Genomic DNA, 18027 nt, shown 5'->3' on the forward strand with positions numbered 1-18027 from the left:
AAATTGTGACTTTGATCACGGGGTTGTTCTGCTGGGTATCACTAGGTGTATACATGTGTGTATTTTGATGTGTATTATGGCGTCAACAAAACGGAACACTGTGATGTTCTCGTCTATTTCGCTAATACATATTTGGATCTACTTAAATGAAAAAATCTTTAATTGCTTTAGTTGTTGCAACTTCTATTTCAGCTTTGAGTGTTGCAGCTGCGCCAGTCGATAAAGACGGCCGCTATCTAAATACCGCTAAGGACTTGATTGGCTCTTTATCCTATCAGGACAAACAAGAGTACATCGCTCAGTTCAATACTCTTGAAACTCAGCAAGAAAAAGCGGCGTTCTTCAAGATGGTGATCGTTGCTGAAACCTCAGTTGAAAACGCTGTTAACTTCGTACTTGACCGCGTTGAAGCTGGCGAAGGTACGCTTGCTGATATGGGTCTGACCGGTACTGATGTAGAAGCGTACATGGTGGAGTCAGGTCTGCTTACAGAAGGTCGTAACGGCAATCTAGTTATCGATGACACATCAGATGCGTATAAAGCAATGAAGGCTCGCCGTAGCGAAGCATGGACGAAGCACGTTCAGTACAGCGATGACGACCCGTTCTACATCAGCCCAATCGTTGATGATAACGAGCGTGATATTCCTACTCCTGCTCCAATCTCAACTGACCTTAAAGTATCAGGCTTCAACAAGGCAATGGAGAAAGCTGGTAACTCAGCTATGATCCAGAAAGATCCTATTACTGGCGAGTATACTCTGTACCGTGAAGGTCAAGCTCCGTTAGCTCTAACTAACGAAGAAGCTGTTAAAAATGCAATGCGTGTGGTTGCGTTAACAAACACTGATGGCTATGAGAAAGTTCTTCAAGAAATTCATGACCGTCAAGAAGTGATTGTAGATCCTGTCGATGTTGTAATTACTCCTATTGATCCAGGGTTTGGCGTAGACCCCAAACCTGGTAACCCTACTCCACATCCTGGTTACTCTACCGATGTTAAAGTCTCTGCTTTCAATAAGGCGATGGAACGTAAAGGTAGTGAAGTACAAATTTCTAAGACTGTTGATGCTGTGACTGGTGAAGCAACTTACCATTTCATTCAGGACGGTTCAGCCCCAATCGAACTAACTCCTGAAAATGCTGATAAATTCAAGAAGGCTTTAGCTAAGGCCACAAATGACCATCGTAGCGCAAAAATAGATCCTATAGATCCAGGCTTCGGTGGTGACCCTGATAAATCTCCGAAAGATACAGGTATTGATAAGATTTTAAATGAGTTTGCTGCGGTGAACTCAAGCATTCAAGTTGTCGCTAACTCTGCAGCTAATAATTCATTATTGATTGCTGATGTTGCAGCAACTCAGAGTGCATCTAATGTTGCACTTCAGGAAGCGAGTCAAACATTACAAGCCAAAACTGGTAAAGCTGTTCAGGTTCTAGAAACGGCTCGAAATGGTATGCAGTCAGGTGTCAATGAGCTTCATATTGCAGCAGGTAGTATGAAGACTTCACTCACAGCAGAGCTAGCAGACTTACAAGCACAGATAGACCGTTTAAATTCTGGTGATGATGGGACTAATCCACCAACGGTGGACGAAGAGCTTCGTGCTGGGCTCGTTGTTGCTAAAGATAAAGTAGAAACTGAATTAGTGGCTGTAAATAAAAGTGTTGATATCGTAGCTAATTCCGCTGCCAATAACAGTACGCTGATTGCGACGAACTCAGCTAATCAAGCTGCGACTAACGATGCACTTAAATCTGCTGGTCAAGAGTTACAAGCTAAGACAGGTAAAGCCGTTGAAACGCTTGAGACTGCACGTTCTGGAATGAATGCAGGTGCTAATGAGTTAATGGCAGCCCTACAAGCGATGCAAGCTCAGATGGATGCTCAAGCTAGACTGATTGCTGAGTTACAAGCAGGTGAAAACCCTGGTACTGGACTTCCTACTGGTATTGATGAAGAGGTACGTGATGGTTTACAAACAGCTTCAGCCACCATGCAGAAAAAACTTGGTACAGCTGCAGATACGCTAAAAGCGGCTTCTAAAGGACTTAAAAATAATAAGCCTCAGAATGGCGTTCAGCCTATTCAGCCTATTCAGCCAACAGACCCTGTTGAGCCAGTAACTCCACTTGATCCAAGAGAGCATGAATATGGTTCAGTTGGAAACGGAGCAGCAACAGCTTGGTTAAATGAGCGTATTGACTCAGGTAAGGGGCTGATGAACGAGCATCTTGACGCAGAGTTTACGGCATTTGAAGACAAGATCACCGCTATGTATCAATCCGACATGGCATCGTTCCAAGAAGATGTTCAAGATGAAATGGATGGAGTGATGGCATCTACCCATGCCATCACTAACTCTCGTCCTTTCTTGAGTAACGGTGGTACAGCAGTTGGTGTTGGTATTGGCGCTGCTGGTGATGCTTCAGCTGTTGCGATTGGTGTTGCTCATTCGTTTAAAGATACTGGTTGGTCTGTATCTGGTTCGGTAAATGCGACTACCGGTTCAAGCTCTGATGTTAGTTTGGGGGCTGGTGTTCAGTTTCAATTCTAATAAATAGTTGTGGTTTATAGAGAGAGCGTTCGCTCTCTCTTTCTTTTTAAATTCTGAGAGTTAAATGAAAAATCAAAGTGGTTTTACCTTAATTGAGATGATTATCAGTATTATCGTTATCGGGATTCTTGCTGTAGTGGCCTTGCCTAGATTTATACATATTAGTGATGATGCTAAAATTGCGGTTGCTGATGGTATGGCTGCATCATTTGAATCTAGTATCAAACCTGCCAGCTCTAAGCACGTAATTGAGAATAAAAAAGGCTTTATTGTTATTGATGGTTCAATTGTATCTTTCCGTTCAGATAATGAGATAAAAAGTTATCCTCAAGCAGGTGACTCAAGAGCTTGTGCTGAGCTTTGGAACAAGTTAACGGAAGGTGAGCGAGCATCAGATTTTGAAGATGAGTATATTCACTCTGTATTTTATGAGAAGACGTGTGAATATAGTATTGAAGAGCAGATATTTACCTATAACAATAATTCGGGTGAAGTTGTTCGCATATGACATCAAGTCTTTGTGATAAAAATTATAATTTAAACAATAATATGAAAAAATCAAAGCTTCCTGTAGGTGTGGATTATATCGACGGTCGCTATTATGTGAGGTTGTCAGAAAGTAGTCAAACTTATGAAAACTGCTCTTTTGAATCACCGATGTTAGCTTTTACTTACAGAAGACAAAAGTTAAATAAAGTCGCTCTAGAGTCCAAAAAATTGAAAGGACACTCTACTAATAGCCTTAATAAGTTGAAGAAGATATCTTTGTTATCTGATGAGCAGATTGAGCTAATATTACAGTCTATTTAGATAGGTTTTGTATATAAAAATATAGCTATCTTAGGGTAGCTATATTTTTAATTATGTCATGTTGTTCAAATGTGCTTTTCTCGTGAATCTTTTGTGATATTCAGGGCGTAGAGTCTGTGTCTCTAGTTCAAGATGTTGATATCAAATCCGATGTTAACCCTATTCATTACCATGAGAGCACAGCCATGAGACATACTATAAAACTGAGTTTGATGCTTTTTGCCCTTTGCTTATCTCCTAATCTGTTTGCCGACAACTACGGAAACTATCACCGTGAAGCTGTTTATGAGGTAACGGTGACCAATCTAACCAAAGGGATCGCATTTACCCCTATTTTAGCTGCGACCCATAAGTCTGGAATGCAGCTGTTTACCTTAGGTGAACCATCCAGTGAAAATATCGCCAATATTGCCGAAGGTGGCGATATCAGTGGGTTAAAAGATGAGTTAGACAGTTCATCTAGAGTCGCTAATACAACCAGTACGGATGGATTGCTAACAAATGGCCAAAGTGTGACGTTTGAAATTAGTTCGAGTCGTCGCTTTAGCCAGCTCAGCTTAATTTCGATGTTATTGCCAACCAATGACACTATGGTTGCATTAAGAGCAAAGAAGCTGCCTAGAAAACGTGGTCAAACGGTTCACTACAATATGCGTGCGTATGACGCAGGCTCAGAAGCAAATGATGAGCTATGTGTGAATATTCCTGGCCCTGTTTGTGGCGGTAACCCTTTCTCTGCACCAGATGCCAGTGATGAAGGCTACTCATATCCCAGCCCAGGTATTCATGGTGAGGCTGATTTAGCTCAGTCACTCTACGATTGGAATGGCGCTGTTGCTAAAGTAAAAATTAAGCGTATCCGTTGATCTCTCATTGATTAATTGATGCCTAAAAAGCGAGCCACTAGGCTCGCTTTTTACTGGCAGTCAGTATCTGTTTGATCTCTACGCCGTTTCATAACTGTGCTCAAAGCCACTAAAGTTATGATGATTAAGGAGGTGGTCACCAGCCAAAAAAGGTGTTGGTGATGATGGTAAAAGCTGAGTATGGGGGTGAGCTCATTACGAATAAAAAGAGGTCCAAGGCCGAAGAGACCTAGCCAAAGTCCAGTGGCTAATGTATTGCCTAACAGGAATTTTTTAAGGGGCATCTTTCACAGCCTCTTTAGTTCCGATGTTGAACTTCCAGAACATCAGTGAAGCGAGTTGTGCCAACCCAAGCAGAGTTAAAAGTTGTAAATTGGTATCGATATCTGAGTTGGTAAGCCACAGCAGTCCAGCGCCTATGCCATAGCCTAAGGTTTGGTATTTAGAGACTAAGCCTGTGGCGATCGCTTTTTTTCCTTTCCCTGCTTGATTGCACAATAAGCTAGTTATCTGCAGCTGTAAGATTGCGAACGCGCCACTAAGTAGAGGTACACAGATGAACAAAATATGGGGGATTGGCAACTGCATCAAGATCAGTGAAAGCAGTAACATCATATTGGCCAGTAACATCATTTTAAACTGATCGACCTGCTTTAACTTAGATGTTATCCCGTGGCATAACAGCATAGTCATGGCGGCTAACGTCATCAATAAACTGAGATATTGGCTGGCTTGTTGGTTACTGTAATTTAGCCATTGTATTGCCATAGGTGTCAGCAAGAAAGTGACACAGCTGTAGCTGATACAGATTAAGGTGATGCTGATAAGTAGGCTGTGGACGGATTTATCATCTATTTTATCTTGAACGCTTATTGGCTTATCTATTTGGTGGGCAGCGGGTGCAGGTAGGGGCTCTTGTGAGCGACTAAATTTGAGTATGTAGCCCAAGCAAATCAGTGGTGCTAAGCTAAGAAATAGCAGTGGTGCTTGCCAGCCAATCCAGATCAGAGCCATTGCAAGCAGAGGGGCGATGAGCCGCCCAAAAGCCATGGTTGCCGAGAGTTCTGCGAGTTTTTTCATTGTATGTTCAGCATGATTTAACTCGCTTAACCAAGCCTGACAACTTGGTACTATTGCCGAAGCTGTCATGCCGTAGATCACTCTTGAGATGATAAGGCTGCTTATAACCCACACCATAGGCCACTGCAATGAAACACTCCCCCATAGAGCTACGAGCATTAAGCTAAAACTGGTGCTGAAGCCTAAAATCCCACTCAGTAACACCTTAGGGTATCCGTAACGCAGTGAACACTTGGCCCACATGGGAGCACTAAATAGAAATAGTGCCGAACCTAAGCTCATTAATATTGCAAGAGATGCAAGAGAAAGTGTTGTTTTCTCAATAAATATTGGAGTAAAGACAAGCAGAATACTATGACTTAAACCTAACAGCGGCGCCGATATAAACAGCGGCCAAGGGCGCATTTTCATCACTAACTTTCGCAAATGTAAACCTTGTTGACATGCTAATGGGAATAATTATCATTTGCAACTCAATATTATCTAAATTAGATGCAGGTGTAATAGGGATGTTAGTCAACGAGCAAAGTGAGCGTGTCGATCTGGCGGCTCAATGTTTTTTTAATGGGCTACTTAAAGAGTTTCATGGCTGGAAAGTGAATGAGCAACAGCGACTTGTCTCTATCGACTTGCCTGATAGTGGTGTTGAGTTACAGCTCTCATATGAACACCTTTCCAGTTGCGGCCCCCACAAGTTTATCTTCCCTATTCGTTATTTAGATGGAAAAAGCAGAGGTTCGCTGAGCTTTGAGCGTGCGCTATCTTTAATCATCAATGAGTCGGAGATTGTCGGTGAACTGTCCGATAGTGCAAGAGATCTGTTTAAAGATCGTGTGATCCAGAGTGCGGCAAATACCGCTAATGGGGTCACAGTAAGGTTTGATGATCTCCCGCATCTCTATAACCAAAAGCTGAATTTTATTGAAGCTGAACAGGCACTGCTGGTGGGACACAATATGCACCCTGCTCCTAAGAGTCGTAGCGGGTTTACTGGTGCCGACACTTGTTATGCTCCAGAGAGCGGTGAGAGTTTTGGCCTTCACTGGTTTGCCGTTCATCAAACAGCCTGGCAGGGCGAGATCTACGGTGGTGAGGTTGACGCTGCAATCGCCTCGATTATTGAAGACCTTAAGTTAGATATCAAGCTAGATATTAGGCCTATTCCCTCTGGTTATCAGCTACTTCCCATGCATCCTTGGCAAGTCAAAGTGCTTAAAGAGCGAGACGATATTGCACATCTGTTTGCATCCGATCTCATTTTAGATCTGGGTATTCATGGGGATGGTTGGCGAGCCACCACATCTTTACGAGCTATCTACCACCCAGATTGTCGCTTTATGCTCAAATATTCATTGAGTGTCAAGCTGACTAATTCAGTGCGCCACCTCTCGGTGAAAGAGGTGCGCCGTGGCATGTTGTTGGAAAAAATCTTAGACGCCGATAAAGGGCTTGAGTTGCAACAGCGCTACCCAAGTATGACCATAATGCGCGAGCCAGGGTTTGTGGCACTGCAAAACAGCGAGGGAGAGGCGATTGAGGAGAGTCTATTTGCCTTCAGAGTGAACAGTTTTTGGAAGCAGTCAGAGCGTGAATCTTTGGTGCTAGCGAGCTTGACTCAAGCCGATCCTATGGGTGGAAATAGCGCATTGGCTAACATGGTGTTGAGTCGAGCCAATGAGCGAAAAGAGTCTACCTCAATCACGGCTCAGCAGTGGTTTCAAGGATATTTGGAGCAAGTATTAGAGCCCTTAGTGACGGCGCGAAGTGACTACGGCGTAATATTTCTAGCTCATCAGCAAAATATCGTGGTGGATATTCAAGACAGGCTTCCTGTCGGCCTCTTCTACCGAGATTGTCAGGGAACCGGCTTTACCTGTGCGGCTCAAGAGTGTTTCCCCGAGCAGTTAAGCGAAGCCGCGCCTGAAAACTTTATGTCCCGCGAAATAGTGGATCCTTTTATCAGTTACTACCTGATATTTAATAGTAGTTTCAGCGTGATCAGTGCCCTAGCATCGGCTGGGTTAGTCGATGAGTCGGTACTGCTTAACCAGCTAAGACTGTTTATGGGGCATCTAAAGCAGAAAGGTTACAAGGATTCCGGCTTTGTTGATTATCTTCTAAGCTCTGAAACTTTGATATTTAAAGGTAATTTCTTTGTCTACCTGAGCAATATTAATGAAAACAGCATAGAAGATCCCAGCGAGATCTACCAGAGCATCCCCAACCCTCTCTATGTTAAATCAGGCACCAACGCTTTGATTAAACGGCTTCCCGATAATAGCTTGATCGGTTTTAGCCAGAGTGGTTCTAGCCAAGCCAATGCTATCAGTATCGAGACACCTGAAACCTCATGTGAAGTCAGCTTGACTGAACTCGATGGCTTAAGGCTTATACAGCCGAGCGGACTTAGCGCTAACTTCTTACGGCTCTCCTATCTGCAGATGCTATCACTGATTGAACATGCGATGTTTGCCAAAGAGGTTAAAGGGGTCAGTATCTCGCTATCTCATTGGGACCAACTCTGTTTTGCTAAGCCTCCTCGATGGATCTGTGTTGATGATAATGCGCTGTTTATTGGTGTTTCTCAGTTTGAGCAGAATCCAGATCTCTGGCTGTTATCTCCGCTATCACGCAATTTGGCCTCACCTGAGTGCTTTATTAAAAATGATGAGGTCACATATCCCTTAAGACCCAATCATCCACAAGGTGTTTTCTTCCGTCGTTTTAGTTATGAGCTGGGTCTGGAGTTTAGTCTGCGACTTATCGATCCACAGGCAGATCTTGATCTCTTCCATCAATGGATGAATCAGCCGAGAGTGGCCGATTTTTGGGAGCTTGATAAGCCTAAAGAGGAGCTACTTGAGTACTTGCAAACAACCATCGCGCTCAAGCATCAGTTTCCTGTGATGGCGATGTTCAATGGTAATGCCTTTGGTTATTTCGAATATTACTGGGCAAAAGAGGACAGACTTGGCCCCTACTACGAAGCCGATGATTACGATCGTGGCGTTCATCTGTTGATCGGCAATGATAATTACCTTGGTACCCAATATTGGAAAGTATGGGGTAACTACTTTATTCAATACATTTTTCTCGCTGATAGTCGTACAAAACACCTTGTTGGCGAACCGAGAGTCGATAACAAAAATATTATCAAGCTATGGCAGCACTTTGCCTTAGAGAAGGTGAAAGAGTTTCATTTTCCCCATAAACATGCAGCTTTAGTTATGGGGAAACGAGAGCGCTTTTTTGAAAAAATGTTACGTCACTATCAGGGGAAAAACTGATGAATAAGGATATGAAACACTTTGATCTTTTTGGTATAGGCATCGGGCCTTTTAACTTGAGTATTGCCGCGCTGTCTCAAGGCATTAATGGGTTAAATACAGCTTTTGCCGATGCTCATAAGTCGATGACTTGGCACCCTGGTTTGCTGCTCAATGAAGCGAGAATGCAGACCAGTCCATTGAAGGATATGGTGACGGCTGTTGAGCCGACCAATCCGCTCTCGTTTCTCTCTTACCTAGTGAATAAACGCAAAATCTACGCCTATATGGCGGCCCAGATGGACACCATCAGCCGAATAGAGTTTGCCGATTATTTAGCTTGGGTAGCCAGTAGAGTGGATAACCTGATCTTCGATAACCCCGTGGATGCAGTGGAGTTTTCTGGTGATAAATTTCTAATCCATAGCAAGCAGGGGATATTTACCAGCCAGCATATCTGCCTAGGAACCGGCAAGGTTGCTCACCTGCCAGCATGTGTTAAGCCCTATATGGGCCCTAAATGTCTGCATGCTAGTCGCCTAGCGTTAAAAGATCGCAGCTACCAAGGGAAAACCGTGGCTGTGGTCGGTGGTGGTCAAACTGGCGCCGATGTTTTTCTAAACCTGTTGCAGCGTCAGTGGGGGGAACCAACACGGGTTATCTGGATCTCGAGACGGCCTAATTTTCAAGCCTTGGATGAGGGGGTCTTTACCGATCAGTACTTTACTCCTGGTTATGGCGAGATCTTCTATGGATTGAGTGAACAAGTTAAAAGCCAAGAGGTGAAACATCAGAAGCTCTCGAGTGATGGCATTACCAGTGCATCTTTGAATGAGATCTATCAGCATCTCTATCAAGAGCGGTTTATTAAGGGAGACAAGGCGGGAGATAAATGGAACCTGCGCCCCCACAGAACGCTAACAAAGATGCGTGAGCAAGGTGACAAATTTGAGCTGACCTTAAGGAACGGGATCACAAATTGTGATGAGTCACTTGAGGTGGATGAGTTGATCCTCTGTACCGGTTTTGAATCGCAGATCCCAAGTTATCTGGCGCCGATTAAGCAGAAACTAGATATCGACCGCTATGGTCAATTTAATCTAAATCGCGAGTTTTCTGTTGCTTGGGATGGACCACAAACCAATAAAGTCTATGCGGTTAATGCGGGTATTCATAGCCATGGAATTTTAGAGCCTCAGCTTAGCCTAGCCGCTTGGCGTAGCGCCGTCATCATCAATGACATGCTTGGGCATAACCATTTTGACCTTTCATTAGAGGAGTCAATTATAGATTGGGGCCAGGAGGCTCCAGTTTTAAACAAAGAAAGTATTATTAAACATCAGGGAATAAAATAGTGTCTAAGTTCAAGTTAGCCCCAATATCGACCGCCATTTTGCTTTCCACACTGGGTGGAGCTGCATGGGCTGAGAGTGACCAACTTAATGTCGATAATCAAGAGATGGAGGTGATTAATGTCACCGCTAAACCTTTCGATACCCCAGTATCTTCACTGCCAGGAACGGTTCAGATCATTGATCAGGAGGCGATTGCTGCACAGATCAGTGTAAGTGCCGATCTGTCTGGATTGCTAGCAAACCTAGTGCCGAGCTACGGCCCTGAAACTCAGATGATGTCCAGTACATATCAGGGGTTTCGTGGCCGAAAAGCGATAGTGATGATCGACGGGGTCATTGTGTCGAATACGCTACGTGATACCAGTCGGGTGCTCTCATCTATCTCGGTGGAGAATATCGAACGTATCGAGGTGATACAGGGGGCGAGCGCTGTATATGGAAATGGTGAATCTGCTGGTGTGATCAACCTTATCACCTATCAGGCAAGTGAAGAGGGGATCGCATTTTGGAGCCAAGCAAAAATTGATGGCTCTATCCATGACTCTGATTCAATCGGTTACCAACTAAGCCAGCGAGTCTCTGGCACTCAAGGTCAATTTAACTATCTGGCTCAGCTTAACTGGCGAGATTCAGGCACCCTATTTGATGGTGAAGGTACTCAAATTCCCTCAGATCCAGCGGGACGTGGTGGGCAGGGGGAGCTAGAAGACCTCGACGCCTTAGTTAAACTTGGTTATCTATTTGATGATGACTCAAGCATGGCGCTGAACCTGCACACTAGAAAGCTTGAAAATCAACTGAGCTTTGCACGTAAAACAGTGTTTGATGAAACCGTTGTGGTTGATACCTCTAAACCTTTTACTGGTGATGCGCCCTATAGCGAAAACAAGTATCTGCAGTTTACCTATCATGCTCCCTCGTTAGGTGGCCATCAGGTGAATATCGAACTGAGTGCCAGCGAAAGTGAAAATACTCAAGCAAACAAGGTGCTGACTCAGTCTAAAAAGCAGGCTGCACGTATCGCAGCCCAGCCTCTAAGGTTACCTAGGGAGCAAGACCGACTCACCTATGGTATCGATTATCAAGTGGATAAAACCAAACAGATCAGCGCGAAAGGGATCTGCGAGATCTGTAATGTCGAGCAGACCAACATCGCCCCTTTTGCAGAGTATGAGTTTAACCAAGATGACTTTATGCTGCAGTTCGGCGTCCGTTATGAGCATTTTGATCTCGATGTGCCAGATTATCTGGCTACAGGTAGATATGGATCTACACCATACAGTGGCCAAACCATCGAGGGTGGTAGCTTAAATTACAGTAAGCCTGTATTTAATTTGGGTGGGGTTTATCGATTTGAAACCACAGAAGTTTATGCCTCATTTTCACAAGGGTATGGACTTGGCGATCTGCGTCGACTTCGTTCTATAGATGTGCCTGAGGTTGAGCAATATGATGACAAGATGAAACCAACCGAAGCCAATAATTTTGACTTGGGTTATCGGGGACAGTTCGATAGTTTCAGTTTCGATATAGGCCTTTTCTATACTCAATCTGAACGTGCCCAGAGTTATGTCGATATATTGGATCAGGTGATCTACGGCACTTTAGCCACGATAGACCCTCGGCTGGTTTATGATCAATCTAACACACTAAATCCTGATGCTATTGATGCCGTGGTGAGCCGCGATGAGAAGACCTACGGGCTTGAGCTTATCTCATCCTATGCGATTAATGACACCTTTACCTTTGGCGGAAATTTGAGTTATACCCAAGGTGAATATCGTCACCCGACAAAGGGTTGGGTGGAGATGAACAACGCCCGCATTAGCCCGATGAAAGCCAATCTATTTCTCGATATGAACTTGAACGATGAGTTTGGTGGTCTGTTACAGGTCAACTATGTAGGCTCACGAGATGAAGGTACAGAGATAGATCTGCCACTGCCGCAAAACGGTATGTGGGGAACCTTTAATGGCTATAGCTATTACAACGCACCTACCGAGAGTTATACCACGGTGGATCTCAGCCTCTTCTATCAAAGTCATTTTGGTCGATTTACTTTAGGGATCAAAAACCTGTTTGATAAGGTTTATCGCCCAGCCTATGCCCAGATGGGGAGTGGTAGTGTGTATGGCGGCATCGACTTGCCAAGCGATCCTACTTTAGATCAGCTAGAAGGCTTAGTGCGTGACTATGCGTTCAAAGACAGCTACAACGCTCAAGGAACGACCTTCACCTTAGGTTATCAAGTTTATTATTAATAGACATTAATATAGCTAAGAGATAGCAGCAGAATCGAATCTGGTTCTGCTGCTTTTTATTTGTCTGAATTTAGGGTTATCTATGGTAGAAAAAATCATTAGACTAGAGAGGATTAATAATAACCAGCGGATTATTGGAGATAAAGTGGCAAGAGTTATGATTACAGGGTCAACGGGTCTCTTAGGTAGAGCGGTGGTTAAGCAGCTTAAGCAAACAGATGAGCACCTACTTATTGCAACGGGGTTTAGCCGCGCCGAAACTGGTATATACAAGTTAGACCTGACCGACGAAGAGGCGATCAGTGAGTTTATTGGAGTCCATCAGCCGGATGTGATTATTCACTGCGCAGCAGAGCGTCGACCGGATATCTCAGAACAATCTCCCGAAGCGGCACTGGCACTTAACCTTGGTGCAACTGGGGCTTTAGCAAAAGCGGCTAAGCAGCAGGGAACTTGGCTTATCTATATCTCCACAGATTATGTGTTCGACGGGACTGAACCTAGCTACAGTGAGGCTGATAAGCCAAATCCAGTTAATTTTTATGGTGAGTCTAAGTTACAGGGCGAGCAGGCTTTATTAGCAACAGCCAGTGATTTTGCCGTGTTGAGGTTGCCTATCCTCTATGGTGAGGTTGAGAAAATTGAGGAGTCTGCTGTGTTAGTGCTATTAAATCAGCTGCTCGACAGTACGCCACAAAATGTGGACAATTGGGCCGTTCGCAGCCCCACTTCAACTCAAGATATTGCTCTAGCCATTGAACAGATGATAGGCCTTCACCTGAAAGGAGAGGATCTGAATGGGATCTATCATTTCAGCGCTAAACAGACCATGAGCAAATATCAGATGCTACTTGTGTTAGCGGAGCTATTTGAGCTAAACAGTGAGCACCTTACGCCGATATCATCCCCTATGGACACGGCTAAAAGACCCCATGATTGTACCTTGAGCTGCCAACGTCTAACAGAGTTAGGGATCGCCTCTCAAATCGCTTTTAAGGAGGGAGTAAAAGAGAGCTTAGTTAGCTCACAAAATGCATTGTCCTTAATAGGATTAACCTTGAAATAATTGTTATATTTATGCCCTTAAAAATGAGTCGGCAATATTTATGTTAAAAGGCGTTTCTCCACAACTATTTGCAAACTTAAGTGCGTCTGATCAACTCGCTTCCCTGCGGATTTTAGGTCTCGTACTTAAGTTAGTGCTGACCTTTATGGCGGCAGAAACCTTTGGCCTTTCACTGCACAGTCCAGCGTTAAATTATGCCCTGATATTGGAGGCTGTGTATCTTGCCGTCACCTTTGGGGTACGTAAACCGCTGCAGCTAACCGATACTGGTCTGTTTATTGCTCTTTTGCTCGACACCGCTTTTTGGATCACTTGGCTCTACTTCTCCGGTGGCGCCACCAATGCATTTATCTCCCTATTGCTACTACCTATCGCCATTGCGGCGGTGATCTTGCCCCGTTGGGCACCGTGGACATTAACGCTCATCTCAACCTTGGCCTATAGCCTGATGCTATACACAGTGCCGTCTGAGCAGATGCAGCACCACGGTATGGATATGGGGTCTCACTATTTAGGAATGTGGCTCAACTTTGTGATCTCATCTTTAGTGCTAACCACAAGCGTGGCTTTTATCGCTAATCGGATGCGTAGGCAAGATGCTGAACTCGCTTATATGCGTGAGGCTCAGCTCAGGCAAGAAAAGCTTCTCGCCTTAGGTACGGCCTCGGCTCAAATGGCACATCAACTGGCGACCCCTCTTTCAAGTTTAAGGTTGCTCGTTGAGGAGGTCGCCGAGGAGTCCGATGCTAATATGCCTGCGATAAAAGAGATGAATAGTGCGTTGAGCCGCTGCGAGAAAACCTTGGCTGATTTGAGACTGGCCACTGAGTCGATTCGCGAGCAGAAACAGCTTAAGATCACAGCAGGTGAGCTTATTAATCAACTTGAGCAGCAGGTGACGTTACTGATGCCACAAGTGTTACTGGAGCTGGAGTCAGATGCCCAAGCTGATGTTATCCAAGTGCAAAGTGATACTAGCTTGCTGCCAGCGGTTCTGTCGTTAATTGAGAATGCGGCGCGGGCAAGTGATGAGCAAACCGCGAGCCAGAGGGTCAAGATCACACTGGATATCGACAGTGAGCAGGCCTGCATTATATTAAGGGTTAGGGATTATGGCTGTGGCATTCCACAGGGGGTTATCTCTCAACTGGGTCATAAATTCGTTGAGAGCCCAACAGGGATGGGCGTTGCCTTAATGCTCAGTCATGCCAGTTTTGAGCGTTTAGGCGGGCGGCTAATTTTAGGTGCTCACCTAGAGGGGGGCGCTGTGGCTGAGGTGAGTTTGCCAATTGCGGAGTCAGTGAGATGATGGGTTATAAACTTTTGATTATAGAGGATGACCTTGCATTAGCCGGTGTGCTGGAGCGGCGTATGTCACGTCATGGCTTCAGCTGCATTCAAGCCCACGATGCTAGTAAAGCCCTGCTAGATGCTAGGCAGTTTAAACCGACCCATATTCTGCTGGATATGAAGCTAGCCCAGGACAATGGCCTGAATCTTATCTCGCCTTTACGCCGCAGCTTACCGGATGTGGTGATGGTGCTATTGACCGGCTACGCCAGTATTGCCACGGCAGTAGAAGCGATTCGACTCGGCGCCGATAACTATTTAGCCAAGCCTGTAGATACGGCAACCTTGTTGAGTGCGTTAACCGATACTCAGATAAAAGGGGGAGCTGTGGAGATCAATGAGCTCGATGAGCAGCCATTGAACCCTAAACGGCTGGAGTGGGAGCATATTCAGCAGGTACTAAATATGAATAAAGGCAATGTTTCTGAGACTGCTCGTCAGCTTGGGATGCATAGGCGTACTCTGCAGCGAAAGCTACTCAAAAAACCTACCTTAGATAATCGCCAATCTGAAACATCCTGATGCTGAACATAAAAAAATCCCCGAGCTTTCTCAGCAGAGGAGAGGGCTCGGGGTGGGCAAACGCAGTGGATAATCCCTAAATTAAAAGTGCTAGAACCTGTATTCTCCGGTCGCAATATCGCCGCACATGACTCGGTGATATCCGGCCAGATGATTCTTTATAGTCAGTATCGAAACGAGAGTAGCGAGAGTGGAAAGATCGGTAAGGGTAACTTCATCATAATCTTTGGAATTTTGTTATTTTATCTATGCTATCGATGGTGACAGCCAAGCGCTAAAGTAACAAAGGCTAATCTACAAACTGCGACAAGGTGTCGCAGTTTGTCATCGTTTGTCATAGTTTCATTGAATCGTTTCTATACCCAAATGACCTATTTTTCGAGTGGGTAGATCTGCTGAAACTCTTGGATCTTATCGCTTAGAAGATCCATGATGCAGCGTACTTTAAATTTAGGGTAATCAGTTTGCAGGTGGACCAGCTGCAGAGGAGTTTTACTGGCAAGCTGGTCTGCAAAAAGCAATTTAAGCCTTCCCTGATGTACATCTGCTGCGACATCGAGCCAACTCTTATAGGCGATTCCCATTCCATCTAAGGCCCACTCTCTGAGCACCGCGCCATCATTGCACTGCCTAGCGCCACGCACGTTGATATCAAACTCCTCACCTTTCTGGCTAAAGTGCCATTTATGCCAAGGCTCGCCACCACGGTTGAGGATCAGTATCTTATGCTGGCTTAGTTCATGGGGGTGTTTTGGTGTGCCCTGTTTGGCTAGATAGTCAGGTGATGCGACGGCGACCCTTGGAGTCATGGCCAGTTGACGTCTCATTAAATTGGAATCCTCTAAGTGACCATATCTGAGTGCGAGATCGACATTTTGACCGATAAGATCTGTCATCTGATCGCCAAAATAGAGGGAGAGAGTTAACTGAGGGTATTGCGCTGCAAACTCATCCAGCCATGGACGGATTAAACTTCTGCCAATATCTGATGGCAGAGCTATCCGTATCTCACCTTTTAACTCTCCTCGGTTATCCGCTAATGCATTACTTGCGCCTTCGAGTAGCGTCAAAGCTTGGCGTCCGCTTTCAATAAAAAGCCTTCCCTCTTCGGTGAGCTTCATGCTGCGAGTCGAACGAGCAAAAAGCTGGCAATCAAGTTTCTGCTCCAATCTTTGCAGCGCCGCGCTTGCCGCCGCTGGTGTCATGCCCAGTTCACGCCCTGCAGCCGAGATACTGGCAAGCTCAGCGATTCGGATCGCCAGTTGTAGATCGTTGAGGTGATACATGTCAAAAATTTTTTGAAAATGATTTAAATAATAGCCCAATTATCAAATTTAATTAATGAATTTACACTGGCTCTATCTTTTCAATGTGTGAGTTTGTTTATGGCGATGACATTTAACCATCTGAACCTACTAGCTTCAGCCGATAGCGGCATATTTACCTTGCTGGTAGATACCTTAGGGCTTGAAGTTGGGCAGCGCCCAGATTTCCCATTTAAAGGACACTGGCTATATCAAGGTGATAAAGCTCTAGTTCATATCATTGAGAGCCAAGCTTACCAAGAGTGCCAACTTGGACACCTAGCGTTTGAGCTGAATATGAATCTGCAGGAGTTAACCACTAAGTTACAACAAAGCGCCATTCAATACAGTGTTAAGCAGGTTCCTGACAGTGAGATAGTTCAGGTCTTTGTGCGCGTGGGCAATATGGTTTTCGAACTGCAAACCTTAAATGAGCCAAGAAACAATCAATTTCCCATTTTTACCCAACATGAGGAGTTAGTATGAGTCTTTTTACCCCCTACAAAACAACAAAGTTGTCATTGAGTAACCGCATGGTAATGGCACCTATGACTCGCTCGCGCACCACACAACCGGGAAATATCCCCAACGAGATGATGGCGCAATATTATGCTCAGCGTGCATCTACTGGGCTTATCATTACCGAGGCGACTCAGATCTCAGATGACAGCCAAGGTTATTCGTTTACACCTGGAGTGTATACGCCGGAGCAGATTTTAGGCTGGCAAAAGGTAACCTCTGCAGTGCATGAGTCGGGCGGGAAAATCTTTAATCAGCTCTGGCATGTGGGACGAGTGTCGCACCCTGTGTTTCAGCAAGGTCTAGCGCCAATGGCGCCTTCGGCAATAAAGCCCACTGATACACAGGTTTGGGTTGTTGATGCAGAGCATCCCGACGGTCAAATGGTAGATTGCCCTGTGCCCAGAGAGATGACTTATCAGGATATTAAACGTGTGGTGAATGATTTTGCTGATGCTGCAGAAAATGCCATTGAAGCGGGCTTTGATGGCGTCGAGATCCACGGTGGTAACGGCTACCTGATCGATCAGTTTCTGCGGACTAACTCAAATCATAGGACTGATAGTTATGGTGGGAGCCGTGAAAATCGAACTCGCTTTTTAATGGAGGTGATCGCCGAAGTGAGCCAAAGAGTCGGCGCTGATAAAGTGGGAGTCAGACTCGCACCATTTGTGACTTTTAAAGATATGGATTGTCCCGATATCGTCAATGCCATCTTGTTGGCCGCAGAGCAGTTATCACAACTCGGCATCGCTTATCTGCACCTATCAGAAGCGGATTGGGACGATGCGCCCCAGATCCCCGCTAACTTTAGAGTGAAACTAAGAGAGGTGTTTAAGGGCACCATAATAGTCGCTGGGCGCTATGACACCGTGCGAGCCTGCGAGATTATCGACAGTGGCTATGCGGATCTGGTTGCGTTTGGCCGCGCTTTTATCGCTAACCCAGATCTCCCTTTTCGTTTACAGACGGGTAAGCCCTTAGCCGATTTTGATAAGGGACCACTGTTTGGTGGCGGAGCCGCTGGTTATACCGATTATCCAAACTACAGCTAAGGGGGAGAAGTA

General features: G+C 45.1%; 14 protein-coding genes. 12 read left to right on the top strand and 2 right to left on the bottom strand.

Annotated elements, in window-relative coordinates; genetic code table 11:
* Positions 1 to 146: 146 nt before the first annotated feature.
* From SWOO_RS26225 to SWOO_RS03005, 4 genes are all read left to right on the top strand, one after another.
* Positions 147 to 2561 carry a YadA C-terminal domain-containing protein gene (locus tag SWOO_RS26225; protein ID WP_012323223.1) on the top strand — a complete coding sequence of 805 codons (2415 nt, stop codon included), beginning with the start codon at positions 147 to 149 and terminating at the stop codon, positions 2559 to 2561.
* 64 nt (positions 2562 to 2625) lie between these two features.
* Positions 2626 to 3069 carry a prepilin-type N-terminal cleavage/methylation domain-containing protein gene (locus SWOO_RS26425; protein WP_012323224.1) on the top strand — a complete coding sequence of 148 codons (444 nt, stop codon included), beginning with the start codon at positions 2626 to 2628 and terminating at the stop codon, positions 3067 to 3069.
* Positions 3066 to 3371 carry a hypothetical protein gene (locus tag SWOO_RS03000; protein WP_012323225.1) on the top strand — a complete coding sequence of 102 codons (306 nt, stop codon included), beginning with the start codon at positions 3066 to 3068 and terminating at the stop codon, positions 3369 to 3371. The genes SWOO_RS26425 and SWOO_RS03000 overlap by 4 nt, the downstream gene beginning before the upstream one ends.
* Positions 3372 to 3487: 116 nt before the next feature.
* Entirely contained in the window at positions 3488 to 4237 is a 750-nt protein-coding gene (locus SWOO_RS03005; RefSeq protein WP_012323226.1) for a spondin domain-containing protein, read from the top strand.
* A gap of 273 nt (positions 4238 to 4510) precedes the next feature.
* Here SWOO_RS03005 and SWOO_RS03015 read toward each other — a convergent pair whose 3' ends face one another.
* Complete coding sequence (locus tag SWOO_RS03015; protein WP_195742846.1) at positions 4511 to 5743, bottom strand: MFS transporter; 1233 nt, start codon at positions 5741 to 5743, stop codon at positions 4511 to 4513.
* An 83-nt stretch (positions 5744 to 5826) separates the two neighbouring features.
* Between SWOO_RS03015 and SWOO_RS25410 the strand changes: the two genes are divergently transcribed.
* From SWOO_RS25410 to SWOO_RS03045, 6 genes are all read left to right on the top strand, one after another.
* Entirely contained in the window at positions 5827 to 8604 is a 2778-nt protein-coding gene (locus SWOO_RS25410) for a GNAT family N-acetyltransferase (RefSeq protein WP_012323229.1), read from the top strand.
* Complete coding sequence (locus SWOO_RS03025; protein WP_012323230.1) at positions 8604 to 9938, top strand: lysine N(6)-hydroxylase/L-ornithine N(5)-oxygenase family protein; 1335 nt, start codon at positions 8604 to 8606, stop codon at positions 9936 to 9938. The genes SWOO_RS25410 and SWOO_RS03025 overlap by 1 nt, the downstream gene beginning before the upstream one ends.
* The gene (locus SWOO_RS03030) at positions 9938 to 12199 is read left to right on the top strand and encodes a TonB-dependent receptor (protein ID WP_012323231.1); all 2262 of its coding nucleotides are present in this window, start codon (positions 9938 to 9940) and stop codon (positions 12197 to 12199) included. Before SWOO_RS03025 ends, SWOO_RS03030 begins: the two co-directional genes overlap by 1 nt.
* Positions 12200 to 12344: 145 nt before the next feature.
* Positions 12345 to 13265: a dTDP-4-dehydrorhamnose reductase family protein gene (locus SWOO_RS03035; RefSeq protein WP_041417921.1), complete on the top strand. Its 921-nt coding sequence runs from the start codon at positions 12345 to 12347 to the stop codon at positions 13263 to 13265.
* Positions 13266 to 13305: 40 nt separating this feature from the next.
* The gene (locus tag SWOO_RS03040; RefSeq protein WP_012323233.1) at positions 13306 to 14574 is read left to right on the top strand and encodes a sensor histidine kinase; all 1269 of its coding nucleotides are present in this window, start codon (positions 13306 to 13308) and stop codon (positions 14572 to 14574) included.
* Complete coding sequence (locus tag SWOO_RS03045) at positions 14574 to 15137, top strand: response regulator transcription factor (protein ID WP_041417922.1); 564 nt, start codon at positions 14574 to 14576, stop codon at positions 15135 to 15137. Before SWOO_RS03040 ends, SWOO_RS03045 begins: the two co-directional genes overlap by 1 nt.
* A gap of 371 nt (positions 15138 to 15508) precedes the next feature.
* On the opposite strand, the gene SWOO_RS03050 is transcribed toward SWOO_RS03045, so the two are convergent.
* Complete coding sequence (locus SWOO_RS03050; RefSeq protein ID WP_012323235.1) at positions 15509 to 16423, bottom strand: LysR family transcriptional regulator; 915 nt, start codon at positions 16421 to 16423, stop codon at positions 15509 to 15511.
* Between the two features lie 99 nt (positions 16424 to 16522).
* Between SWOO_RS03050 and SWOO_RS03055 the strand changes: the two genes are divergently transcribed.
* Together SWOO_RS03055 and SWOO_RS03060 are read left to right on the top strand one after the other, a co-directional pair.
* Entirely contained in the window at positions 16523 to 16927 is a 405-nt protein-coding gene (locus SWOO_RS03055; protein ID WP_012323236.1) for a VOC family protein, read from the top strand.
* Entirely contained in the window at positions 16924 to 18015 is a 1092-nt protein-coding gene (locus SWOO_RS03060; RefSeq protein WP_012323237.1) for an alkene reductase, read from the top strand. The genes SWOO_RS03055 and SWOO_RS03060 overlap by 4 nt, the downstream gene beginning before the upstream one ends.
* Positions 18016 to 18027: the final 12 nt, after the last annotated feature.

Source organism: Shewanella woodyi ATCC 51908, assembly GCF_000019525.1.
Taxonomy (GTDB): Bacteria; Pseudomonadota; Gammaproteobacteria; order Enterobacterales; family Shewanellaceae; genus Shewanella; species Shewanella woodyi.

Coding starts and splice junctions, on each gene's coding strand:
- SWOO_RS26225 (WP_012323223.1), top strand. CDS start 147: ATGAAAAAATCTTTAATTGCTTTAGTTGTTGCAACTTCTATTTCAGCT.
- SWOO_RS03040 (WP_012323233.1), top strand. CDS start 13,306: ATGTTAAAAGGCGTTTCTCCACAACTATTTGCAAACTTAAGTGCGTCT.
- SWOO_RS03055 (WP_012323236.1), top strand. CDS start 16,523: ATGGCGATGACATTTAACCATCTGAACCTACTAGCTTCAGCCGATAGC.
- SWOO_RS03045 (WP_041417922.1), top strand. CDS start 14,574: ATGGGTTATAAACTTTTGATTATAGAGGATGACCTTGCATTAGCCGGT.
- SWOO_RS26425 (WP_012323224.1), top strand. CDS start 2,626: ATGAAAAATCAAAGTGGTTTTACCTTAATTGAGATGATTATCAGTATT.
- SWOO_RS25410 (WP_012323229.1), top strand. CDS start 5,827: ATGTTAGTCAACGAGCAAAGTGAGCGTGTCGATCTGGCGGCTCAATGT.
- SWOO_RS03060 (WP_012323237.1), top strand. CDS start 16,924: ATGAGTCTTTTTACCCCCTACAAAACAACAAAGTTGTCATTGAGTAAC.
- SWOO_RS03000 (WP_012323225.1), top strand. CDS start 3,066: ATGACATCAAGTCTTTGTGATAAAAATTATAATTTAAACAATAATATG.
- SWOO_RS03025 (WP_012323230.1), top strand. CDS start 8,604: ATGAATAAGGATATGAAACACTTTGATCTTTTTGGTATAGGCATCGGG.
- SWOO_RS03050 (WP_012323235.1), bottom strand. CDS start 16,423: ATGTATCACCTCAACGATCTACAACTGGCGATCCGAATCGCTGAGCTT.